The following is a 20,604-nucleotide window of genomic DNA, read 5'->3' as shown; positions in this document are numbered from 1 at the left end:
CCGGCTCGCCGCCGCCCTCGGCGAGCAGCTCGACAGCGACCTCGCCATCGAGGCGAGCCGGAGGACGGGATGAGCGACGAGGTGTTCGGCGCGCCGCCGAAGACCGGCTGGGCCAGGCTCGTCTGCGAGCTGGTCGTCGGGGATGTCGAGACCAGCCTGCATTTCTGGACGGCGCTGCTCGGCTTCGCGGTCGCCTACCGGCGACCCGAGGAGGGCTTCGTCTATCTGGAGCGGCCGGAGGGCGCGCAGATCATGCTGTGCCGGCGCAACGGCCGGTGGGAGACCGCGGCCCTGGAGCGCCCGCACGGCCGCGGCGTCATGTTTCAGCTCTACGTCGACAGCCTGGCGCCGGTCGCCGAGGCGCTGGCGGCCGCCGGCTGGCCGCTCTACGCGGGCCCCCGCGAGGTCTGGCGGCGGCACGGCGACCGCGAGGGCGGTGCGCGCGAGATCTTCGTGCTCGACCCCGACGGCTACCTGGTCATGGTCGCCGAGAGCCTGGGCGAGCGTCCGCTGACCGACGGGAGCGGCTGATGCCGGCGCCGTGCCGTCCCAGCCTGCCGCGCCATCCCTGCACGTCGCTCAAGGCAGCCTCGCGGACGATGGGTCTGGCGCCCGGCGCCGCAAGCCACTAGGTCGGGATGAGCTTTCCCCTCGATCGAGCGCTCTTGTCGAACCAGCAGCCAATCGAAACCGACGGCCTGCCCGTCCCGCGCCGCTACTGGGCGATGCTCACCATGGGCCTCGCCCTGACCATGGCGGTGCTCGACGGTTCGATCGCCAACGTCGCGCTGCCGACCATCGCGCGCGACGTCGCCGCGAACCCGGCGGACTCGATCTGGGTAGTCAACGCCTACCAGCTGAGCATCATCGTCTCGCTGCTGCCCTTCGCCTCGCTCGGCGAGATCTTCGGCTACCGCCGGGTCTACGTCTGCGGCGTCGTGCTCTTCACCCTGGCCTCGCTGGCCTGCGCCCAGTCGAGCACGCTGACCGAGCTGACCGTCGCGCGCAGCATCCAGGGCTTCGGCGCGGCCGGCCTGATGAGCGTCAACTCGGCGCTGCTGCGCTTCATCTATCCACGCCGGCTGTTCGGCCGCGGCCTCGGCCTCAACGCCATGGTCGTCGCGGTCTCGGCGGCGACCGGGCCGAGCGTCGCCGCGGCGATCCTCTCGGTCGCGCACTGGCCCTGGCTGTTCGCGATCAACGTGCCGCTCGGCCTGCTGACCCTGGCCGGCGCCCGCAGCCTGCCGGTGACCCCGCGCGCGGCGCACGGCTTCGACGTGCTGAGCGCGCTGCTGAGCGCGCTGACCTTCGGCCTGCTGATCGTCGGCATCGACGGGCTCGGCCACGGCGAGAGCCCGCCGCTCATCGCCGCCGAGTTCGGCGGCGCCCTGCTGTTCGGCTTCCTGCTGGTGCGCCGGCAGCTGACGCAGACCTCGCCGCTGCTGCCGGTCGACCTGCTGCGCATCCCGCTCTTTGCGCTCTCGGTCGGAACCTCGATCTGCTCCTTCGCCGCGCAGATGCTGTCCTTCGTCTCGCTGCCCTTCTACCTGCAGAACCTGCTCGGCCGCTCGCCGGTCGAGACCGGCCTGCTGCTGACCCCCTGGCCGCTGGCGACCGCCCTGATGGCGCCGGTCGCCGGACGCCTGGCCGACCGCTATCCGCCCGGCCTGCTGTGCAGCCTCGGGCTCGCGATCCTGGCGACCGGCCTCGCCCTGCTCGCCCTGCTGCCGGCCGAGCCGACCAACCTGGAGATCGCCCTGCGCATGGCGCTCTGCGGCTTCGGCTTCAGCCTCTTCCAGACGCCGAACAACCGGGCGCTGATCGGCTCGGCGCCGCGCCACCGCGCCGGCGGCGCCAGCGGCATGCTCGGCACGGCGCGGCTGCTCGGCCAGACCTCCGGCGCCGCCCTGGTCGCCTTCGCCTTCGGCGTCTTCGCCGAGGGGCCGCCGGCCGCCCTGGTCATGGCCGCCGGCTTCGCCGCGGTGGCGGCCTGCGTCAGCGCCCTGCGCCTGATGGACGGCGTCTCCCTGCAGCCGGGCGAGTGAGTCGCACGCCGCCTTGACCGGCCAGCCCGCCGCCCCCTAAGCTCCCGGCCATGACGCATCTTCGGATGAGCCCGAGCATTCGAATTAGCCACCCGGCGGCCGTTGGGCTGCCGGGTCGTGCCTGTTCGTCTGCCCTGCCTCGTCCGGAGACCGCGTCTCATGTCGACTAATCCCCGTTCCGCTGCCCCCGTCGCCACTGCCCCCGCCGCCGCTGCCGGCCGAATGTCGGAGCGCGCGCCCGAGCGCAGCCCCGTGTTCTGCTTTTCCGTCGCCGCCGCCGCCGAGCCCGGCATCCTGCCGCGGGTGCTCGAGCTCTTCGCCAAGCGCAGCCTCGTGCCGCTGCGCTGGCACAGCGACCGCCTGGCGCCCTCGCACGGCCGCGATTCGGCCAGCCTCGCGATCGACATCCAGGTCGCCGAGCTGACCGTCGAGCTCGGCGACTACATCGCCCGCTGCCTGCGCCAGATCCCCGGGGTCGAGACCGTGCTGACCTCCGAGAAGCGCTTCAGGTAAGGGCAGCTCCGCTCACAAGCCGCACCGCCCCCGCGTCCTGACGGCAGGCCGCCCGCCTGCCGCAGGATCGAGGAACCGGGGCCATGAGCCTGCTCGACCGGGTCCGGTCCTGTACCGTCTGGACCCCGGAGCTCTACACGCCCTTCGTCGTCGAGGGCCGCGTCGTCGGCCAGCTCGGGCAGAGCTTCGGCCAGTGGCTGCTGGCGACCTTCAAGACCGACTTCGAGCAGCGCGGCGGGGCGATCTGGCTGAAGCCGGCACTGGCGACCGTGGGCGAGCGCAGCCAGGCGCTGGCCCAGGTCGTCACGCAGGGCGCCCAGGAGGGCCGCTTCAAGGCGAGCGGGCAGCTGCTGCCGCTGGTCCGCTACTGGGGCGATTCCGCGCTCGCCCATGTCGACAGCGGCGCCCTGCCCTCGTTCGGCGGGCGGGTCTTCGGCATCGGCGTGGTCGGCTACGAGCTGAAGCCGGCCGGCACGACGGTCTGGCTGTCGAGACCCAAGACCGCGACGTCCGACGCTTCGGGCAAATCGGACGTCAAGCTGGACGTGACGATCGACGTCACCGTGCCGGGCGGCGCCACCCTGGCCCAGACCCTGGCGGACCAGGCCGCGGGCCTGGCCGGGATCTCGGGCCAGAACCTCGGCCTCTACGCCAAGTGGACCAGCCTGGTCAGCTACATCCACCCGCTGCCGGGCGAGCGCCTGGCCAACGAGGCCTGGTTCGTCGTCGACTACGGCCCGGCCCGCGGCTTCAAGCCCTTCGACCAGGGCCAGCGCGTGACCTACGACCAGATGGCCATGGACCAGGTCCTGGCGACCCTGCGCGAGACCGAGGACTTCGCCAGCCGCGCCGCCCTGATCCTGCTCGACTTCGCGCTGCGCCAGTCCTTCGTCGTGCCGGGCCTGCAGTCCGACTACCAGCAGCTGATCCAGTCCCTGCGCCTCAGCCGCGAGGAGGAATCGCGCTACTGGAGCCTGCCGGCGGGCGGCTGACAGGGGGTTGGGAAGGCGGTCAGCCGAACCCCGCCATCGCCCGCACTTCCTGGGGCGTCTTGCCGGCTTCCCGCAGCGCCGCGACGGCCAGGGCGTCGTGGCGCTTGGCGAGGCGCCTGCCGGTCTCGTCGGCGAGCAGGCCGTGGTGGTGCCAGCGCGGCACCGGCAGGTCGAGCAGGGCCTGCAGCAGGCGGTGGACGTGGGTCGCGTGGAACAGGTCCTCGCCACGGGTCACCAGGGTCACGCCCTGCAGCGCGTCGTCGACCGTCACGGCGAGGTGGTAGCTGGTGCCGATGTCGCGGCGCGCCAGCACGACGTCGCCCAGGCTCTCGGGCGCGGCGCGGATCTCGCCCTTCGCAGCGTCGTGCCAGGTCAGGGGGCCCGTGCGCCGCACCGCCGCCTCGACGTCGAGCCTGAGCGCGAAGCCCTCGCCGGCCGCGCGCCGTGCCGCCCGCTCGGCCGGGTCGAGGCGGCGGCAGGTGCCCGGATAGAGCGGGCCCTCGGGGCCGTGCGGCGCGCGGGCGCTGCGCGCGATCTCCTCGGCGATCTCGCGCCGCGTGCAGAAGCAGGGATAGAGCAGGCCCGCGCCCTCCAGTCGGGCCAGGGCGGCGGCGTAGTCGTCCAGGTGGTCGGACTGGCGGCGCACCGGCTGCTCCCACCGGAGGCCGAGCCAGGCCAGGTCCTCCAGGATCGCCGCCTCGAACAGGGGCCGGCAGCGCGCCCGGTCGATGTCCTCGATGCGCAGCAGGAAGCGGCCGCCCCCCGGGCCGGTCGGGCCGGCAGCTCGCGCGGCGAAGAGCGCCGAGTGGGCATGGCCCAGGTGCAGCAGCCCCGTCGGCGAGGGCGCGAACCTCGTGGTCTCGGGGGGCGTGGTCTCGAGCATGGGGGCTGGCGGTAGCTTTCCGCTCGGCTATTGTCCAGCCCGTGCTGCGAATCGACGAGGAAAGCCTGCCCGGCGCGCTGCAGGCGCTCGGCCGCCTCGACCCCGACTGCGCCCGGGCGCTGGAGGAGGTCGGCCCGCCGCCCCTGCGCTACCGCCCGCCCGGCTTCGCGACCCTGCTCCGGGTCATCGTCGCCCAGCAGGTCTCGCTGGCCTCGGCCGCGGCGATCTGGGGCCGGCTGGAGGCCGCCTGCGATCCGCTGGTGCCGGAGCGCCTGCAGGAGCTCGACGACGAGGCGCTGCGCGCCGCCGGCCTGTCGCGCCAGAAGGTGCGCTATGCCCGCTCGCTGGCCGAGACCCTGCTGTCCGGGGCGCTCGGCGTGCCGCACCTGGAGAGTCTCGACGACGAGGCGGCGGTCGCCGCGGTCACGGCGGTCAAGGGCCTCGGCCGCTGGTCCGCCGAGGTCTACCTGCTGTTCTCGCTCGGCCGCCCCGACGTCTTCCCGGCCGACGACGTCGGCCTGATGATGGGCATGCACAAGCTCAAGCGCCTGCCCGAGCGCCCGGACGCCGGGACGATGCGGCGGCTGGCCGGGCCCTGGCAGCCCTATCGCGCGGTCGGGGCGCGCCTGCTCTGGCACTATCGCACCCACGGGGCCATCTCAGGGAGCGCCCCCGGGAGCGCCCCCGGGAGCGCCCCCGGGAGCGCCCCCGGATCCGCCGACATCCTGCCCTGACCCACCAGCCATCACGGGAGACACCATGAACCTGCCGATCGGACTCGACGGACCGCGCCTGGAGCCCGCCAGCGGCGGTCCCGCCCGCCAGCTCGTCGTGCTGCTGCACGGCCTGGGCGCCGACGGCGAGGACCTGATCGGCCTCGCGCCCTATCTCGCCCAGGCGCTGCCCGAGGCCGCCTTCGCCGCCCCCGACGCGCCCTTCCCCTGCGACATGGGGCCGATGGGCTACCAGTGGTTCAGCCTGCAGATCCGCGATCCGGAGCAGCTCTACTGGGGGGCCGAAGGCGCCCGCGGCCCGATCGACCGCTTCCTCGACGCCGAGCTCGACCGCCTCGGCCTGACCGCCGCCGAGCTGGCCCTGGTCGGCTTCTCCCAGGGCACCATGATGGCGCTGCACACGGCCCTGAGGCGGCCCGAGCCGGTCGCCGGCATCGTCGGCTTCTCCGGCGCCCTGGTCGAGCCGCTGCGCCTGACGAAGGAGATCGCCAGCCGGCCGCCGGTGCTGCTGGTCCACGGCGAGGCCGACCCGGTCGTGCCCTTCCAGGCCCTGGCCGCCGCCGAGCAGGGCCTGACGGCGCTCGACGTGCCGGTCGAGACGCTCTCGCGCCCCGGCCTCGCCCACTCGATCGACGAGGCGGGGCTCAGGGCCGCGATCGGCTTCCTGACGGAGCGCTTCGCGGAGGGCTGACCGCCCTCACCCCAGGGTGCCGCGGATCGGGTAGTCCTTCTGCTGGACGAAGGCGAGGCCGTTGGCCAGGGTCTCCAGGTCCGGGCGGGCGAAGGGCGCGTTGGAGATGTCGACGACCTGCAGGCGGCCCTCCGGGTTGGTCACGAAGAGGCCGGGCTCGGCGAAGGGGCGGTCGGTCTCCTGCTCGCTGCGCGGCGCCGAGACGTAGAGCCCCAGCGTGCCCATCTGCTCGACCGTGAGGCCATAGGCGATCGGCAGGCCGACCTGCCATTCCTCCTTCGTGGCGGCGGCCTTCTCCTCGGGGTCGCCCGACAGCAGCAGGATCTCGGTGTCGAGCGCCGCGAAGCGCTCGCTCAGCTCGCCGAGCCGGCCGAGATAGCGGCGGCACAGCGGGCAGTGCTTGCCGCGGTAGACGACCGCGAGCTGCCAGCGGCCGCGGCCGCCGAGGCTGGCCTCGCCGCCGCCGACCAGCGGCAGGGTTATTGCCGGGGTGACGTCTCCCGCCTTGGGCTTGTCGGACATGCTGTCTCCTCCTGCGTGCCATTCGGCCGGCTTCCGTTGCCGGCGCCGTCCCGAGAGATAGGGGGAAAGGTCTGGCGGCGCGCCCCCGGCGCACCGAATCGTGATCGGCCATCTGGCAGGCCGGGACAGGCTATGACAGTATGGTGAAGTTTGCCGCGCTGCGGCGCACAAGATCTTGTGTTCTAGACGGAGCCACGCTATCCAGCAGCCAACCTTGAACGGTCTTCGAGTCGTAAGAGCTCAGTAAAGGGAGACGGTCACTTGGGATCCGGAGAGAGTTTTCCCGCTCTGGTCTTGAATGCGGACTTCCGTCCGCTGAGCTACTTTCCGCTGTCCCTCTGGGCCTGGCAGGACACGATCAAGGCGGTGTTCCTCGACCGGGTCAACGTGATCTCCCAGTACGACCGCGTGATCCACTCGCCGAGCTTCTCGATGAAGCTGCCGAGCGTCATCGCGCTCAAGGAATACGTCACGATGGACCGGCGGCCGGCCTTCACCCGGTTCAACGTGTTCCTGCGCGACCGCTTCCAGTGCCAGTACTGCGGCGAGGGCTACCCTTCCGAGGACCTGACCTTCGACCACGTCGTGCCGCGCTCGCGCGGCGGCCGCACGACCTGGCAGAACGTCGTCACGGCCTGCCAGACCTGCAACCTGCGCAAGGGCAACCGCATGCCGCGCGACTGCCACATGCTGCCGCTCGAGCCGCCGGACATGCCCTCGACCTACCGGCTGCAGGAGAACGGCCGGGCCTTCCCGCCGAACTACCTGCACGACAGCTGGAACGACTTCCTCTACTGGGACAGCGAGCTGGAATCCTGAGGTTCAGGAGCCGGCCTCCTGTACGGCGCGCAGGATGGCCTTGGCGGTCATCAGGTCCAGGTGCGCGCCGCCGCCGTTCTTGAAGAGCGTGATCTCCGCCGGGTCTCGGCGTCCGGCCCGCCCCGCGGCCAGCTCGTAGAGGTCGGCCAGCACGTCGCTCTCGACGATCACGCCCGACGCCAGCGGAATCATCAGCTCGCCGATGTGGCCGATCGTCGTGTCGCGGCTGTCGACGAAGAGCCGCGCCTTGGCGAGCAGCGCGTCGTCGGCCTCGCGCATGTCCGCCTTGTAGGCGCCGACCAGGTCGACGTGGGTGCCAGGCCGGATCCAGTCGCCCTGCAGCACCGGCGACCTTGCCATGGTCGCGCAGGCGACGATGTCGGCCTGCCCCGCCGCTTCGGCGAGATCTTCGGCCAGCGTCACGGACAGCCCCTCGGCGGCCAGCTCCCCGGCCAGCGCCTGCGCCCGAGCGGCGGTGCGGTTCCAGAGCGCGATCTCCTCGAGCCCGGGGAAAACCTCCGAATAGGCGCGCACCAGGTTGCCGGCGACCGTGCCGGCGCCGACGACCAGCAGCCGGCGGCTGTCCGGGCGGGCCAGCAGGCGGGCGCCGAGCACCGAGTCCGAGGCGGTCTTCCAGTCGGTGACCAGCACGCCGTCGATCACCGCCTCCAGCTCGCCCTCGAGGTCGCCGAAGACCAGCACGGCACCCTGCACGGTCGGCAGGCCCCGGGCGGCGTTCTCCGGAACCACCGTGACCGCCTTGACCGCGAAGCCGAGGCCCTCGATCCAGGCCGTTCGGTTCAGCATGGTGGTCCGGCCGCCCTCGACCAACACGTCGCGCAAGCGGGCCTTGGGCAGCCGGTGGCCGGCCTCGAGGGCATCGGCGACGGCCCCCCAGCTCAGCTTGCCGGCGGCGTCTTCTTTGCGGATGAAGGGAGTCACGGGCGGAGCACCTCATGGCCGTCTGGAAGGACGGGCATGCAAGCCTCCGGCCGGCACCGGCGTCAAGCCCGGCTCAGTCCATCCTCAGCCAGTCGGAGATCTTGCCCTCGCGGGCCTGCTCGACGGTGTCGGGCAGCGGCGCCTTCGGCGGAGACTGGTCGGGACCGAGGATGACGCGGGCAGCGACGCGCTTGACCTCCGGCCACCAGGCCGGGGGATGCAACTGGCCTTTGAACGACAGCGCGGACATGGCCGTGGCTTTCGAGACAGGGGTTGTCCCCTACCCATGTAAGCCCGAAAAGCCAAGATTCGGTTACGGAACGGGATTAATTTTCCGTTAGTTTCCAGGAAGTTGGCATCAATTCGACGCAAATGCTCCCGGACTGCCCGCCGTCCCTGTGGGCTGCCGTCCCAGGGCGCGATCCGCCAGGCCCTAGAAGCGCTCGCTGAGCCAGATCGCCGCGCGCGAACCGGCCTTGATCGCCGCCGAGAGCAGAGGATAGGCGGGAGCCTGCTCGGCCTCGTGCGCCAGGCCGATGTCGCGGTGCTCCAGCTCCTCGGCGCGGAAGCGCTCGATCGTGTCGCGCAGGCCGGCCTCCTCAGGCCGGGTCTCCAGCACCTCGGCCTGGCCGGCGTAGTGGCGGTCGATGGTCTCCTCGACCGCGACGGTGCAGGCCATGGCGGCGCGCTCGCCCATCAGCGCGGTCGCCGCGCCGAGCGCGAAGCCGGCCATGTGCCAGAACGGCGAGAGCAGGGTCGGGCGCACCCGGCGCTCGGGCAGCAGGCCGTCGAAGGTCGCGAGATGCTCGCGCTCCTGCTCGTACATGTGGCGGATCGTCGGGCCGGCCTTGCTGCGGCCGAGCACGGCGAGCTGGCCCTCGTAGATGCGCCGGGCGCCGTACTCGCCGGCCTGGTCGACGCGCAGCATGCGCGCGACCGAGGCCTCGGCCGGCGGATCGCCGGGCAGCCGCCGCCGTCGGCGCTTCGGCGGCGCGAGATCGTCGGGATCCGGAGCGTGGCGGCGGGTCATCGCGCGGCCTCGCGGCGCAGCCAGAGGGCGGCGGCGAGCAGCAGCAGGGCGACAGCACCGCTGTAGAGCACGTCGTAGTTGGCCATCGACAGGCCGAACAGCGACCAGGGGATCTGGTCGCAGGAGCCGAGCCCGGTGCCCATCAGGGTGTCGCGCAGCTGGTCGACCGTCAGCGCGCTCTGCAGGGTCGGCTGGTGGCACTCCGCCGTGCCCTGCCACCAATGGCGCTCGACCCCGGTGTGGAAGACGGCGATGCCGGCGGTCGCCAGGTAGCCGAGGCCCGAGGCGGCCAGCGAGAGCCGGCGGAGGCTGCCGCCGGCGGCCAGGCCCGGCAGCGCCAGCGCGGCCGAGATGCCGAGCGCCCAGCGCTGCCAGAGACAGAGCACGCAGGGCTGCAGGCCGAAGCCGTACTGCCCGACCAGCGCCAGGGCCAGGGCCGCCGGGCCGGCCAGCACGCCGATCAGCGGGGCCAGGAAGGGATGGTCTGTCAGCAGCTTCCGCATGGCGCTCATATGGGACGGCTTCGCGGCCTAGAACAGGTACTTGAGGGCGACGAAACCGCCGATCAGCAGCAGGAAGAACAGGAAGGTCAGCTGCGGCAGATAGGCCTCGACGAAGCGCTTGATCGGCGCACCGAAGCGCCACAGCAGGGCCGCGATCAGGAAGAAGCGGCCGCCGCGCGACAGCACCGAGGCGGTCAGGAAGACCAGGACGTCCAGCCGCGTGACGCCGCTGGCGATGGTGATCACCTTGAAGGGAAAGGGCGTGAAGCCGGCGCCGGCGACGATCCAGGCGCCCCACTCGTTGTAGTAGGCCGTGAACTCCTTGAACTGCGCGCTGTAGCCGTAGAAGTCGAGGATCTGCCGGCCGACCGTCTCGTAGAGGAAGTAGCCGATGGCATAGCCGGCGAGGCCGCCGAGCACCGAGCCGAGGGTCGCCACCAGGGCGACGATCCAGGCGCGCTCGCGCCGGGCCAGCACCATCGGCAGGATCAGCACGTCCGGCGGGATCGGGAAGATCGAGGACTCGATGAAGGCGACGCCGAACAGGGTCGGCAGGGCGTGCCGGGCCCCGGCCTGGCGCAGGGTCCAGTCGTAGAGGCGGTGCAGCAGGCTCATCGGGGGGCGCGGCAGGGGGGCGAATCGCTCATGGCGCGGCAGCCTAATGGCTCGCGCCGGCGTCGTCATCTGCGCCGTGCGACCGCGCGCTTCACCGGCGCCGGGCCGGCGCGCTAGGCTGCCGCGTCCCTTCGCGCCCCACCGGACCGGAGCCGATGCGTCCCGCCAGCTACGACCTCCTGTTCGAACCGCTGCGCCTGGGCCCGGTCACCACGCGCAACCGCTTCTACCAGGTGCCGCACTGCAGCGGCATGGGCTGGCAGCGGCCGCGCACCCAGGCGGCGATGCGCGCCATGAAGGCCGAGGGCGGCTGGGGCGTCGTCTGCACGGAGTACTGCTCGGTGCACCCGAGCTCCGACGACGGCCACTATCCCTTCGCCCGGCTCTGGGGGCCCGAGGACGTCCGCGCCCACGCCCTGACCACCGAGGCGATCCACGCCCAGGGGGCCCTGGCCGGGGTCGAGCTCTGGCACGGCGGCGCCGCGGTCGCCAACTTCGACACCCGGCTGCCGACCCGCGGCATCGCCAGCCGGCCGGTGACCAACACCGCGATGACCCATCCCGGCCAGAGCCGCCTGCTCGACAGGGCGGACATCCGCGCGCTGCGGGGCTGGCAGGTCGAGGCCGCCCGCCGCGCCGTCGAGGCCGGCTTCGACCTGGTCTACGTCTACGCGACTCACGGCTACCTGCTCTCCGAGTTCCTCGATCCCGTCGCCAACCGGCGGAGCGACGAGTACGGCGGCTCGCTGGAGAACCGCGTGCGCATCGTGCGCGAGCTGATCGAGGAGACGCGCGAGGCGGTCGCCGGCCGCGCCGCCGTCGCGACCCGCTTCAGCGTCGACCTCCAGGAGCCGGAGAGCTACGAGGCCTTCGCCCTGCTGGCCGAGCTGCCCGACCTCTGGGACCTGACGGTCAGGGACTACGACATCGAGATGGGCGGCTCGCGCTTCGTCGCCCAGGGCGCCCTGGAGGCCAGCGTGGCGCGCGCCAGGGCGCTGACCACCAAGCCGGTCGTCGCCGTCGGCCGCTTCACCTCGCCCGATACCATGGCCCGGGTCCTGCGCAGCGGCGCCCAGGACCTGATCGGCGCCGCCCGCCCGTCGATCGCCGATCCCTTCCTGCCGAGCAAGATAGAGAGCGGCCGGATCGAGGACATCCGCGAGTGCATCGGCTGCAACGTCTGCTATGCCCACGACACCCTGGGCGTGCCGATCCGCTGCACCCAGAACCCGACCATGGGCGAGGAGTGGCGGCGCGGCTGGCATCCCGAGCGCGTGCCGCCCGCGAAGCGGCGCGAGCGGGTGCTGGTGGTCGGTGCCGGCCCGGCCGGGCTGGAGGCGGCGCGGGTGCTGGGCGAGCGCGGCTTCGAGGTGCTGCTGGCCGAGGCGAGCCGCACGCTCGGCGGCCGGGTCGCCGCCGAGAGCCGCCTGCCCGGCCTGGCCGAATGGGGCCGGGTGCGCGACTGGCGGGTCGGCCAGATCGAGAAGCTGGCCGGCGTCTCGCTGTTCCGCGAGAGCCCGATGGCCGCCGCCGACGCGCTGGCCGTCGAGGCCGACCACATCCTGGTCGCGACCGGCGCGCGCTGGACGAGCGACGGCATCGGACGCAGCCGGAACCGGCCCCTGGAGGTCCCGGAGGGCGCCCTCGTCGTCGCCGCCGAGGCCCTGCTGTCCGGCGCGCAGACGCCGCCCGGCCACGCCGTGATCTTCGACGACGACCACTACTACCTCGGCCCGGTGCTGGCCCTGGCACTGCGCGCCCGCGGCAATGCCGTGACCCTGGTGACCACCGCCGGCCGCGCCGGCGACTGGAGCGGCCACACCGGCGAGGCCCAGGCGACCAACGCCGGGCTGCTGCGGGCCGGCGTCCGGATCGTCACCAACCGGCGCCTGGAGGCGGTCGCGCCCGGCGCCGTCACGACCGCCTGCGTGTTCGCCGGCGAGCGCCAGGACCTGGCCGCCGACTGGCTGCTGCCGCTGACCCGGCGCGAGCCGGTCGACGGGCTCTATCGGGAGCTGGCCGCCCTGCAGGAGGCCGGCGAGACGCCGGGCCTGAAGGGCCTGCAGCGGATCGGCGACTGCGAGGCGCCAAACATCATCGCCGCCGCCGTCTACAGCGGCTACAAGGCGGCGGTCGAGCTGGAGGCCGAGTCCTCGACGCTCTGGCCCTGGCGGCGCGACGTCGCTTGAATCCATGGCCGGCGGCCGTCGTGGCGATCGCCCACCCATGCTATGGTTGCCGTCGATTCGTACTGTCGCTACCGTCGGCCAGCCCCGGCGTCCGCCGCGCCCGGACCGACCGGGGCGGTAGCGGGACGCCGACGTTGCTCGCATCCCGGCTGCACGCGACATCAGGCGGCCACGGTAGGCGCATGGGGAAGAAGACGCCGCTTACAGACGCCTTCTGGCGCGCCTACTGCGAACGGGCGGAAGTCGCCGCGAGCAGCCGGTACGACGTCGTCGTCATGGCCGACACCCCGCACGATTCCGCGGAGCTCTGGGCGCTGATCGCCATCGGCCGCAAGCGTGCCATCGCCAGCCTGTTCAGCGATTTCGGTCCCGGCAAGGACCCGCTGCCGGAGGTCGGCGGGCACGTCGTCGTCATCGACGAGAACGGCGCCCCCTGCGGCATCTGGCGGACCACCGAGGTCCGCGTCGGCCGGCTCGATTCGGTCGACGAGCGCTTCGCGCTGGACGAGGGCGAGGGAGAAGGTACCGTGGCCTGGTGGCTCGACGTCTACCGGCGCTACTTCAGGCGCCAGGGCGAGCGCGAGGGCTTCGAGATGCACGACGGCATCGCGACGGTGTTCGAGCGATTCACGGTCGTCTGGCCACCCGACATCGCCGATCCGCCGGCGCGGGCCGGCCGAGGCGGATAGGGGAGCGGAAGCAGCCATGGCCGAGAGCTACGACCCGCCCGAGGTCTGGGCGCCGTTCGGCGCCTTCTCGATGGCGGTGCTCCAGGGCGAGGGGCAGGTCGTCCACCTGAAGGGCCAGGTCGCGCTCGACCGCGCCGGCGCGGTCGTCGGCGAAGGCGACATGCAGGCCCAGGTCCGGCAGGTGCTGGAGAATGTCCAAACCGTGCTGGCGAGCCTCGGCGGCCGGCTGTCGGACGTCGTCTCGCTGGTCCACTACACGACCGACATCGAGGCCTTCATGACGAGCGGCGCGGTGCGCAAGGCCTTCTTCGCGCCGCCCTACCCGGTGACCACGACCATCGAGGTCGCCCGGCTCTATCGGCCGGAGCTGCTGGTCGAGATCACCGCCGTCGCCGAGATCCCGCGCGACCGCTTCCGGCGGCCGCCGGAGGCCCGGCCGATGCACGGCTAGCCCGCGATCGAGGCCGCGATCGGCTCCACGGCGCGCAGCGCCAGGGCCGCGATGGTCAGGGTCGGGTTGCCGGTGCCGACGGTCGGGAAGGCGCCGCCGCCGACCAGGAACAGGTTGGGGTGCTCGTGGGCGCGCAGCCCGGCATCGACGACCGAGGCACGCGGATCGCCGCCCATCCGCACGGTCCCCAGGATGTGGCCGGCGCCCTGGGCGTCCGTCGCGTGCTGCACCCCGCTCGCGCCGAGCTTGGCGAAGATCTCGTCGTGGACGCGCCGGGCCTCGGCGAGGCCGTCCCGGGTATAGTCGTCGAGGCGGTAGGCGACGACCGGCCGCCGCATGCCGGCGCCGTCGCGGCGCTGCGGATCGAGCGTGATCCGGTTCTCCGGCAGGGGCAGCTGCTCGGTCAGGGCCGCGAGGCGGACATGCCGCGAGGTCTCGTCGCGCAGCGCCCGCTCGAGCGCATCGCCGCGCAGGCCGGCCTCGGCGAGGCGGCGGGCCGTCGACTGCGGCGCGCCGGTCGGCCAGCTCCAGCCCTCGTTGCCGATCTCCAGGCGCAGGGCCGACTTGCGATCGCGCCAGGGCGCGGCGCGCAGGCTCTCGATGCCCGAGGTCGAGCCGGGTCCCCGATAGGGCCAGACCGGCTCCCTGGCCAGCGCCCAGCTGAGCTGGATCGGATGGTCCATCAGGTTGCGGCCGACCTGGTCCGAGCCGTTGGCGACGCCCGCCGGCGCCGACTCCGAGGCCGAGGAGAGCAGCAGGCGGGGCGTCTCCACGGCGTTGGCCGCGAGCACCACGACCTTCGCCGCGATCCGCCCGGCGCTGCCGCCCGGCCGGCGGAACCGGACGGCGCGGACCCGCCGGTCGTCGCCCAGCTCGACGAAGGTCGCGACCGTCTCCGGCAGCAGCGTCACGCCCAGGCTTTCGGCAAGGTCGGTGTGCACCGTCGCGTCGTACTTGGCCTGGACGGGGCAGACCGGGATGCAGCTGGCGCTGCCGCAGCAGGAGGGGCGCTGGCCGCGGGGCTGCGACAGCCTCGCCTGCGGCGTCGCGCGCACCGGATAGAGCGAGCCGTCCAGCGCCCTGGCGAAGCTGAGATCGACGTAGGACTGCGGGATCCTCGGCAGGGGATAGGGGGTCGAGCGTGGCGAGCCGAGATCGTCGGCGTCGTCGCCGGAGACGCCGAGCTCGCGCTCCGCCGCGCCGTACCAGGGCTCGAGCTCGCGGTAGCCGATCGGCCAGTCGACGCCCTGGCCGAAGCGGCTGCGCATCCTGAAGTCGTCGGGCAGCAGCCGGACGGCGGTGCCGAGCCAGTGCCAAGTCGTGCCGCCGACCTGCTTCAGGTAGGTCGAGCGGAAGGTCTCGGGCCCGGCCTGGACGAAGAAGCCGTCGGGCTTGTCGGTCGTCGGATGCGGGCTGAAGTCCGGGTTGGGATAGGCGCACTCCGGCACCTTGGGCCAGGCCGCCTGGAACCGCTCGACGGCCGCGCCCCGGTCGATGCGCGGCCCGGCGTCGAGCAGCACGACCTTGAGCCCCTTGCGCGCCAGGCCGCAGGCGAGCAGCGCCCCGGCGACGCCGGCGCCGACGATCAGGATCTCGGTCTCGCTGTCGGTCATCGGTCGCGCCTCAGGCCGGAGGATCGGCCCAGAAGCCGGTCTCGCCGCCGCACTGGCCGGGCGGCTTGGTGAAGTCCAGGGCATCCCACAGCAGGGCGCCGTCGTAGTCGACCGAGACCGTCGACCCGTCGATCCGCGCCTCGCCCGAATACCAGTCCGCGACGATGCGGTCGGCGGCGGCCGAGAGGTCTGCCGGCAGCGGCGCCGCGAGCAGCCGCGCCAAGGCCGCCGCGTCGAGCCGCTCGCCCAGGGCCGCGAGATAGCGGGCACCGGCGGCGGCATCGAGACGGCGGCGCCCGGTCAGGGCCTCGCTCAGCCTCATGAAGGCCGGCAGCGCGTGGTCCGCAGCCGCAGCCCGGCGCAGGCCGCTGCCGAGCAGGGCCGCCGCCGCGGCACCGGCGAGCAGCCGGCGGCGCGACAGCCGGACGGCCGGAAACGTCGTGCGATGCCCTGCCATGTCGAGCCGTCCTCCCCGCCCAATCAGACCGCCAGACCGGCGCCGGACGCAAGGCCCCGGTGCGACACCCCGGTGCGCGGCCGCTCCGTTCAGTGGCTCTCGCGCGGGATCGGGGCGCCCGAGCCGCCGGTCAGGAAGCCGAGGTCGGCGCCCTTGTCGGCCTGGTTGACCGTCTCCTGGTAGAGCCTGACCCAGCCGCGGTCGGCGACCGGATGGCTGGGCCGCCAGGCGGCGCGGCGGCGCGCCAGCTCCTCCCCGCCGACCAGCAGGTCGAGGCGCCGGCCGGCGACGTCCAGCTCGATCTCGTCGCCGGTCTCGACCAGCGCCAGCGGCCCGCCGACGGCGGCCTCCGGGGCGGCGTGCAGCACCACCGTGCCGAAGGCCGTGCCGCTCATCCGCGCGTCGGAGATCCGCACCATGTCCCGCACCCCGGCCTTCAGCATGCGCTCGGGCAGCCGCATGTTGCCGACCTCCGGCATGCCGGGATAGCCGACCGGGCCGCAGTTCTTCAGGACCAGGATCGAGCCGGGCTCGAGCGGCAGGTCGGGGTCGTCGCAGCGCGCCCGGTAGTCCTCGATGTCCTCGAAGACCACGGCCCTGCCGCGATGCTGCATCAGCTCGGGCGAGGCCGCCGAGGGCTTGATGACCGCGCCGTCCGGCGCCAGCGAGCCGCGCAGCACGGCGATGCCGCCCTGGGGCTTGGCCGGCTTGTCGAAGGGCCGGATCACCTCGTCGTTCCAGCATTGCGCCGTCTCGACGTTCTGCCAGATGCTCCGGCCGTTCGCGGTGACGCAGTCGCGGTTCAGCAGGCCCGCCTCGCCGAGCCGGCGCAGCACGACCGGCAGGCCGCCGGCGTAGAAGAAGTCCTCCATCAGGAAGCGGCCCGAGGGCATCAGGTCCAGCAGGCAGGGCACGCCCTGGCCGAGCCGGTCCCAGTCGTCGAGCGTGAAGTCGACCTTCAGGCGCCCGGCGATCGCCAGCAGGTGCACGACGGCGTTGGTCGAGCCGCCGATCGCGCCATTGGTGCGGACCGCGTTCTCGAAGGCCTCCCGGGTCAGGATCTTCGACAGGCGCAGGTCCTGCCTGACCATCTCGACGATGCGCCGGCCGGCCAGGTGGGCCAGCACGTTGCGCCGCGAATCGACGGCCGGGATGGCCGCGTTCTGCGGCAGGCCGAGGCCCAGCGACTCGACCATCGAGGCCATCGAGGAGGCCGTGCCCATGGTCATGCAGTGGCCCGGCGAGCGGGCGATCGAGCCCTCGGCCTCCAGGAAGTCGGCGGTGGTCATCTCGCCCGCCTTGACCATCGCGTCGAACTTCCAGATGTGCGTGCCGGAGCCGATGGTCTCGCCGCGCCAGTGGCCGCTCAGCATCGGCCCGCCGGAGACCGCGATGGTCGGCAGGTCGCAGGAGGCGGCGCCCATGACCAGGGCCGGCGTGGTCTTGTCGCAGCCGACCAGCAGCACGACGCCGTCGACCGGGTTGGCACGGATCGACTCCTCGACGTCGATCGCCGCCAGGTTGCGGAACAGCATGGCGGTCGGCCGCATCAGCGTCTCGCCGAGGCTGGTCACCGGGAACTCCAGCGGGAAGCCCCCGGCCTCCCAGACGCCGCGCTTGACCCGGTCGGCCAGGGTCCGGAAGTGGGCGTTGCAGGGCGTCAGCTCGGAGTAGGTGTTGCAGATGCCGATTACCGGCCGGCCGTCGAACAGGTCGTCCGGCAGGCCCTGGTTCTTCATCAGGTTGCGATGGCGCACGCCGTGAACGTCGTGCGGCCCGAACCACTCGGCGCTGCGATAGCCGCCCGTCCTGCCGTCTCGCTTGCTGCTCACGTTCGCTCTCCCGCCGGTCGGCTTCTTCTTGTCGGGATGCTGTCAGGCGGGCCGCCCGGGGGCAACGGCCCCGGCGGTCGCGGCAGGCATGAAAAAAGGCCCCGGTCGGGCGACCGGGGCCTTTCTCGGGCCGGAAGGGTCGAGAGCTCAGCTCTTCTTGGGCACGAAGGCGCCCTGGTCGAGCAGGCGCTTGATCTCCTTGGTCAGGCCTTCCAGGCTGCCCTCGCGCCGGATCACGCTGGCGTACTCGTCGCGCAGGGTGATCGCCATCGAAGTGCCCTCGGCCTTGACGTCGAGGATCTTGTAGCTGTCGTCCGTGGCGCGCAGCAGCCATTCGGTCCTGACCGGCTCGCCGCCGACGGCGCGGTCGAGCTTCAGCGGCACCCAGACCAGGCCCTGCCGGTCGGTCGGCTTGGGCGCCTGGGTGTCGAAGGACTCGCCCTTGTAGTCGCTGAACAGCGGCAGGAAGCGCTGGGTCAGGTAGTCGCGGAACACCTTCAGGAAGGCCTCGCGCTGCTGATCGTCGGCCGCGCGCCAGTAGCGGGCGACGACGAACTGGCCGATCGCCTGGACGTCGAAGCCCTCGTCGAGCAGCTTCTCGAAGCGCGCCTTGCGCTCGTCGTCGCTGATCCCCGACTGGGTCAGCTGCTTCAGCACCTCCTCGCCGTAGTGCTTCAGGAACTGGTCGGCGCTCGACGCGGCCTGCGCGATCGGGGCCGTCGCCAGCACCGCGATCAGAAGCAGGGCCGGCCCGGCAGCGAGCCCGAAGAGCCCATGGCGTAGCCGAGTGAGCATGATTCGCATCAAAGCTCCCTTCTTGAACGACCTGACAAAGGTGTCACTGCGAGCTGTTCTTGCCCGCGTCCGAGACCACGGTGCCGGCCGCGTCCTCGGCATCCGACGAATTGCGGATCTGGTCCGCCCGGCGCTGCGTGTAGAGCGAGCGCAGGCGGGCGTAGTAGTCGATCGCGTCGCGCTTGACCTCGTCGAGCGAGTCGATGTTGCGGGCGCGCAGGTCGAGGCCGGTCACGGCGGCGCGGCCGTAGAGGAAGGTGTTGCTGTCCTCGACCCGGGCGAGGTCGTTCCAGGGATCGGTGTAGGAATCGACCAGCAGGCCGACGGCATCGCGCGCGTTCGAGGGGCCGAACAGCGGCAGCACGACGTAGAGGCCCGGGCCGACTCCGTAGGTGCCGAGCGTCTGGCCGAAGTCCTCGTCGTGATAGGGATAGCCCGAGTCGGTCGCGACATCGAACAGGCCGCCGAAGCCGGCGGTCGAGTTGATGAAGAAGCGGCCCGCCGTCATCTCGGCGCGGTCCCACTCGCCCTGCAGCACGTCATTCAGCAGCACCACCGGCGCACCGAGGTTGCGCACGAAGTTGGTCACCGAGTGCTGCACGCCCGCCGGCGTCCAGAAGTGATAGGTGACGGCGATCGGCTTGATCAGGAAGGTGTCGAGCGCGTCGTTGATCGCGAAGATGAAGCGGTTGAGCGGCTCGAGCGGGTCCCAGATGTCGCCGGGCGACGCATCGGAATAGATGTCCGAGAGGTCGCTCTGGGCGAACTGCTGGTCGCCGGGCTGGGCGGCATCGATCAGGCCGCCGGACGCGCCGATCTGCGGGGCGCCGGCGTTCGGCTGGGCGCAACCGGCGAGCAGGCCGAGCGAAAGCACGGCCGCAAGCCCCAGTGCGGACCGTCCGGCACGCGGGCCGGACTTGCGCCGGCCGAAGTCGACTAGAGAAACCATGGCCATCCCGATCTGTCTTCTCACTCCCGATCCTCGCATAGCCGCCGACTCGCCTGACGGTATTGCGCTACCAGGAGTCTCGTCCAAATTCGTTAAGGTCAGCTTGCTTAGCCGGTTGCCGGACTCGGCTCTCGCAAGCGCCCCTCATCCTGCCCATAGCGGCACTGCGGATATCATAGCACCGCACCGAACACCAGTCAGGTGACGGAACGGCCGCCCCGCCGTCGCCCCGTCTGTGGCAGAAATGCCGCAGATAATTCGCGAGCCGATGATCGCCGCCTCACCCTCCGGTAGAGGCGCCGCGCGCCTCGAGAAGCCGTCGATAGAGCGGCAGGGCGAGCGCCGGCAGCATGTACATCGGCAGCTGCGCCAGGGCGAAGTAGAGCACGACGTCGAAGTCCGCGCCCGGCGGCAGGGCGGCCAGCAGCAGCCCCATGTTGCAGTTGCCGGCGAGCAGCCCGACGGTCAGCGCGCGCCGCAGGCCGAGCGGCCGGAACAGCAGCGCGGCGATCAGCTGCAGCCCCGGATTGGCGACGAAGGCGGCGGCCAGCCAGAGCGCGACGGTGCCGGGGCGCTCGAGCAGGGTCCGGGTGACGCCGTCCATGATCGCCACGGCGAAGACCAGCATGATCAGCACGACCAGGCCGTCGATGTGGCCGGACAGGCTGCGGAGTCGCGGCAGCCCGACCAGGCGGCGCAGCAGCCAGGCCCCGGCGAAGGCCAGGGCGACGATGGCCGCCAGCCGGCCCATGAAGGCGAAGAGGCCGATCTGGAGGTCGAGCCCGAGCAGCAGCAGCGCCAACGGCGGCACGCTGAGCGGCGCCAGCAGCGTCGAGAACAGCGCGATGACCACGGCCAGCGCCCCGTCGAGGCCGATCAGCATGGCGATGGCGGCGCCGCCGACGATCGGCGGCGCCGCGCTCATCAGCACCAGGGCGACGGTCAGCGGCTGCGGCAGGGCCAGCAGCTGCAGGCAGCCCCACATGACCAGCGGCGAGCCGAGCAGGATCCAGGCGACGAGAGCCGCGCACAGCCAGGGCCGGCGCACCACGGCACCCATCGCCTGCCAGTCGACCCGCAGCAGGGCGAGCAGCAGCAGCAGCGCCACGGCCGGGCCGAGCAGCGGCCGGAACAGGGCCGCGAGACCGGGCAGCGCAATGCCCAGGAACACGCCGGCGAAGAGGGCCCTGGTTCCGTGGCGACCGAGGAAGGCGAGCAGGGGCAAGCAGGAAGGTCCGCGTTCGTCGTTGTTTTCCCGGCAAGCTAGCCTGCTTTCGCCGGTCCGGCCAATTGGCTAGGCTCCGCCGCCCGACCAAGGACCAGCAGCGAGAGGAGCCGCC

23 protein-coding genes are annotated in these 20,604 nt (G+C 72.4%); 10 read left to right on the top strand and 13 right to left on the bottom strand.

Annotation, left to right across the window (positions count from 1 at the left end):
• The first annotated feature begins 69 nt into the window (after positions 1–69).
• From B9O00_RS04240 to B9O00_RS04225, 4 genes are all read left to right on the top strand, one after another.
• Positions 70–531 (top strand): VOC family protein, encoded by a 462-nt coding sequence (locus B9O00_RS04240; RefSeq protein WP_085121200.1) that lies wholly within the window; start codon positions 70–72, stop codon positions 529–531.
• Between the two features lie 107 nt (positions 532–638).
• On the top strand, positions 639–2,045 hold the full coding sequence (locus B9O00_RS04235) for an MFS transporter (RefSeq protein WP_085121199.1): 1,407 nt from the start codon (positions 639–641) through the stop codon (positions 2,043–2,045).
• A gap of 252 nt (positions 2,046–2,297) precedes the next feature.
• A complete protein-coding gene (locus B9O00_RS04230; RefSeq protein ID WP_218822848.1) occupies positions 2,298–2,558 on the top strand; it encodes an ACT-like domain-containing protein in 261 nt (86 codons plus the stop codon).
• A gap of 83 nt (positions 2,559–2,641) precedes the next feature.
• Positions 2,642–3,550, top strand: a complete 909-nt coding sequence (locus B9O00_RS04225; protein WP_085121197.1) for a DUF4743 domain-containing protein — start codon at positions 2,642–2,644, stop codon at positions 3,548–3,550.
• A 19-nt stretch (positions 3,551–3,569) separates the two neighbouring features.
• Here the strand turns inward: B9O00_RS04225 and gluQRS are convergent, their stop codons facing one another.
• Positions 3,570–4,433 (bottom strand): tRNA glutamyl-Q(34) synthetase GluQRS, encoded by an 864-nt coding sequence (gene gluQRS / locus B9O00_RS04220; RefSeq protein WP_085121196.1) that lies wholly within the window; start codon positions 4,431–4,433, stop codon positions 3,570–3,572.
• Positions 4,434–4,474: 41 nt separating this feature from the next.
• Between gluQRS and B9O00_RS04215 the strand changes: the two genes are divergently transcribed.
• Both B9O00_RS04215 and B9O00_RS04210 read left to right on the top strand, forming a co-directional pair.
• Positions 4,475–5,167, top strand: coding sequence for a DNA-3-methyladenine glycosylase family protein (locus B9O00_RS04215; protein WP_200808397.1), 693 nt, complete (start codon positions 4,475–4,477; stop codon positions 5,165–5,167).
• 25 nt (positions 5,168–5,192) lie between these two features.
• Positions 5,193–5,858 (top strand): alpha/beta hydrolase, encoded by a 666-nt coding sequence (locus B9O00_RS04210; RefSeq protein ID WP_085121195.1) that lies wholly within the window; start codon positions 5,193–5,195, stop codon positions 5,856–5,858.
• Positions 5,859–5,864: 6 nt separating this feature from the next.
• Here the strand turns inward: B9O00_RS04210 and B9O00_RS04205 are convergent, their stop codons facing one another.
• Positions 5,865–6,380 (bottom strand): redoxin domain-containing protein, encoded by a 516-nt coding sequence (locus tag B9O00_RS04205; RefSeq protein WP_085121194.1) that lies wholly within the window; start codon positions 6,378–6,380, stop codon positions 5,865–5,867.
• Between the two features lie 261 nt (positions 6,381–6,641).
• Between B9O00_RS04205 and B9O00_RS04200 the strand changes: the two genes are divergently transcribed.
• Positions 6,642–7,199: an HNH endonuclease gene (locus B9O00_RS04200; protein WP_085121193.1), complete on the top strand. Its 558-nt coding sequence runs from the start codon at positions 6,642–6,644 to the stop codon at positions 7,197–7,199.
• Between the two features lie 3 nt (positions 7,200–7,202).
• Here B9O00_RS04200 and B9O00_RS04195 read toward each other — a convergent pair whose 3' ends face one another.
• The 5 genes from B9O00_RS04195 to B9O00_RS04180 form a co-directional block, all read right to left on the bottom strand.
• Positions 7,203–8,141 (bottom strand): ornithine cyclodeaminase family protein, encoded by a 939-nt coding sequence (locus tag B9O00_RS04195; protein ID WP_085121192.1) that lies wholly within the window; start codon positions 8,139–8,141, stop codon positions 7,203–7,205.
• Between the two features lie 73 nt (positions 8,142–8,214).
• Positions 8,215–8,391 (bottom strand): hypothetical protein, encoded by a 177-nt coding sequence (locus tag B9O00_RS32985; RefSeq protein ID WP_159460101.1) that lies wholly within the window; start codon positions 8,389–8,391, stop codon positions 8,215–8,217.
• 183 nt (positions 8,392–8,574) lie between these two features.
• Entirely contained in the window at positions 8,575–9,171 is a 597-nt protein-coding gene (locus B9O00_RS04190) for a demethoxyubiquinone hydroxylase family protein (RefSeq protein ID WP_085121191.1), read from the bottom strand.
• Positions 9,168–9,683 (bottom strand): disulfide bond formation protein B, encoded by a 516-nt coding sequence (locus B9O00_RS04185; RefSeq protein ID WP_085121190.1) that lies wholly within the window; start codon positions 9,681–9,683, stop codon positions 9,168–9,170. Before B9O00_RS04185 ends, B9O00_RS04190 begins: the two co-directional genes overlap by 4 nt.
• Before the next feature lie 18 nt (positions 9,684–9,701).
• Positions 9,702–10,289: a YqaA family protein gene (locus B9O00_RS04180; protein ID WP_322111190.1), complete on the bottom strand. Its 588-nt coding sequence runs from the start codon at positions 10,287–10,289 to the stop codon at positions 9,702–9,704.
• 155 nt (positions 10,290–10,444) lie between these two features.
• Between B9O00_RS04180 and B9O00_RS04175 the strand changes: the two genes are divergently transcribed.
• The 3 genes from B9O00_RS04175 (at position 10,445) to B9O00_RS04165 (ending at position 13,618) form a co-directional block, all read left to right on the top strand.
• Positions 10,445–12,478, top strand: a complete 2,034-nt coding sequence (locus B9O00_RS04175; protein ID WP_085121189.1) for an oxidoreductase — start codon at positions 10,445–10,447, stop codon at positions 12,476–12,478.
• Positions 12,479–12,660: 182 nt separating this feature from the next.
• Positions 12,661–13,167, top strand: a complete 507-nt coding sequence (locus B9O00_RS04170; protein WP_085121188.1) for an ASCH domain-containing protein — start codon at positions 12,661–12,663, stop codon at positions 13,165–13,167.
• 16 nt (positions 13,168–13,183) lie between these two features.
• Complete coding sequence (locus tag B9O00_RS04165) at positions 13,184–13,618, top strand: RidA family protein (RefSeq protein ID WP_085121187.1); 435 nt, start codon at positions 13,184–13,186, stop codon at positions 13,616–13,618.
• Here B9O00_RS04165 and B9O00_RS04160 read toward each other — a convergent pair.
• The 6 genes from B9O00_RS04160 to B9O00_RS04135 form a co-directional block, all read right to left on the bottom strand.
• Positions 13,615–15,231 (bottom strand): GMC family oxidoreductase, encoded by a 1,617-nt coding sequence (locus B9O00_RS04160; protein ID WP_085121186.1) that lies wholly within the window; start codon positions 15,229–15,231, stop codon positions 13,615–13,617. The genes B9O00_RS04165 and B9O00_RS04160 overlap by 4 nt on opposite strands.
• A gap of 10 nt (positions 15,232–15,241) precedes the next feature.
• A complete protein-coding gene (locus B9O00_RS04155) occupies positions 15,242–15,688 on the bottom strand; it encodes a sugar dehydrogenase complex small subunit (RefSeq protein WP_085121185.1) in 447 nt (148 codons plus the stop codon).
• 89 nt (positions 15,689–15,777) lie between these two features.
• Positions 15,778–17,520, bottom strand: coding sequence for an IlvD/Edd family dehydratase (locus B9O00_RS04150; RefSeq protein WP_085121184.1), 1,743 nt, complete (start codon positions 17,518–17,520; stop codon positions 15,778–15,780).
• A gap of 147 nt (positions 17,521–17,667) precedes the next feature.
• Complete coding sequence (locus B9O00_RS04145) at positions 17,668–18,324, bottom strand: MlaC/ttg2D family ABC transporter substrate-binding protein (protein ID WP_159460100.1); 657 nt, start codon at positions 18,322–18,324, stop codon at positions 17,668–17,670.
• A 34-nt stretch (positions 18,325–18,358) separates the two neighbouring features.
• A complete protein-coding gene (locus B9O00_RS04140) occupies positions 18,359–19,264 on the bottom strand; it encodes an MlaA family lipoprotein (protein ID WP_143596138.1) in 906 nt (301 codons plus the stop codon).
• A gap of 280 nt (positions 19,265–19,544) precedes the next feature.
• Entirely contained in the window at positions 19,545–20,489 is a 945-nt protein-coding gene (locus B9O00_RS04135) for a hypothetical protein (protein WP_159460099.1), read from the bottom strand.
• Positions 20,490–20,604 lie beyond the last annotated feature (115 nt).

Origin of the sequence: Tistlia consotensis USBA 355, from assembly GCF_900177295.1 — a bacterium.
GTDB lineage: Bacteria > Pseudomonadota > Alphaproteobacteria > Kiloniellales > DSM-21159 > Tistlia > Tistlia consotensis.
This window is presented reverse-complemented; position numbering and strand designations above follow the sequence as displayed.

What these genes read in the sequence shown, in the direction of transcription:
- B9O00_RS04175 (WP_085121189.1), top strand. Translation starts at nt 10,445, where the DNA reads ATGCGTCCCGCCAGCTACGACCTCCTGTTCGAACCGCTGCGCCTGGGC.
- B9O00_RS04145 (WP_159460100.1), bottom strand. Translation starts at nt 18,324, where the DNA reads ATGCGAATCATGCTCACTCGGCTACGCCATGGGCTCTTCGGGCTCGCT.
- B9O00_RS04235 (WP_085121199.1), top strand. Translation starts at nt 639, where the DNA reads ATGAGCTTTCCCCTCGATCGAGCGCTCTTGTCGAACCAGCAGCCAATC.
- B9O00_RS04155 (WP_085121185.1), bottom strand. Translation starts at nt 15,688, where the DNA reads ATGGCAGGGCATCGCACGACGTTTCCGGCCGTCCGGCTGTCGCGCCGC.
- B9O00_RS04185 (WP_085121190.1), bottom strand. Translation starts at nt 9,683, where the DNA reads ATGAGCGCCATGCGGAAGCTGCTGACAGACCATCCCTTCCTGGCCCCG.
- B9O00_RS04240 (WP_085121200.1), top strand. Translation starts at nt 70, where the DNA reads ATGAGCGACGAGGTGTTCGGCGCGCCGCCGAAGACCGGCTGGGCCAGG.
- B9O00_RS04225 (WP_085121197.1), top strand. Translation starts at nt 2,642, where the DNA reads ATGAGCCTGCTCGACCGGGTCCGGTCCTGTACCGTCTGGACCCCGGAG.
- B9O00_RS04210 (WP_085121195.1), top strand. Translation starts at nt 5,193, where the DNA reads ATGAACCTGCCGATCGGACTCGACGGACCGCGCCTGGAGCCCGCCAGC.
- B9O00_RS04170 (WP_085121188.1), top strand. Translation starts at nt 12,661, where the DNA reads ATGGGGAAGAAGACGCCGCTTACAGACGCCTTCTGGCGCGCCTACTGC.
- B9O00_RS04160 (WP_085121186.1), bottom strand. Translation starts at nt 15,231, where the DNA reads ATGACCGACAGCGAGACCGAGATCCTGATCGTCGGCGCCGGCGTCGCC.
- gluQRS (WP_085121196.1), bottom strand. Translation starts at nt 4,433, where the DNA reads ATGCTCGAGACCACGCCCCCCGAGACCACGAGGTTCGCGCCCTCGCCG.
- B9O00_RS04165 (WP_085121187.1), top strand. Translation starts at nt 13,184, where the DNA reads ATGGCCGAGAGCTACGACCCGCCCGAGGTCTGGGCGCCGTTCGGCGCC.
- B9O00_RS04190 (WP_085121191.1), bottom strand. Translation starts at nt 9,171, where the DNA reads ATGACCCGCCGCCACGCTCCGGATCCCGACGATCTCGCGCCGCCGAAG.
- B9O00_RS04205 (WP_085121194.1), bottom strand. Translation starts at nt 6,380, where the DNA reads ATGTCCGACAAGCCCAAGGCGGGAGACGTCACCCCGGCAATAACCCTG.
- B9O00_RS04180 (WP_322111190.1), bottom strand. Translation starts at nt 10,289, where the DNA reads ATGAGCCTGCTGCACCGCCTCTACGACTGGACCCTGCGCCAGGCCGGG.
- B9O00_RS04140 (WP_143596138.1), bottom strand. Translation starts at nt 19,264, where the DNA reads ATGGTTTCTCTAGTCGACTTCGGCCGGCGCAAGTCCGGCCCGCGTGCC.
- B9O00_RS32985 (WP_159460101.1), bottom strand. Translation starts at nt 8,391, where the DNA reads ATGTCCGCGCTGTCGTTCAAAGGCCAGTTGCATCCCCCGGCCTGGTGG.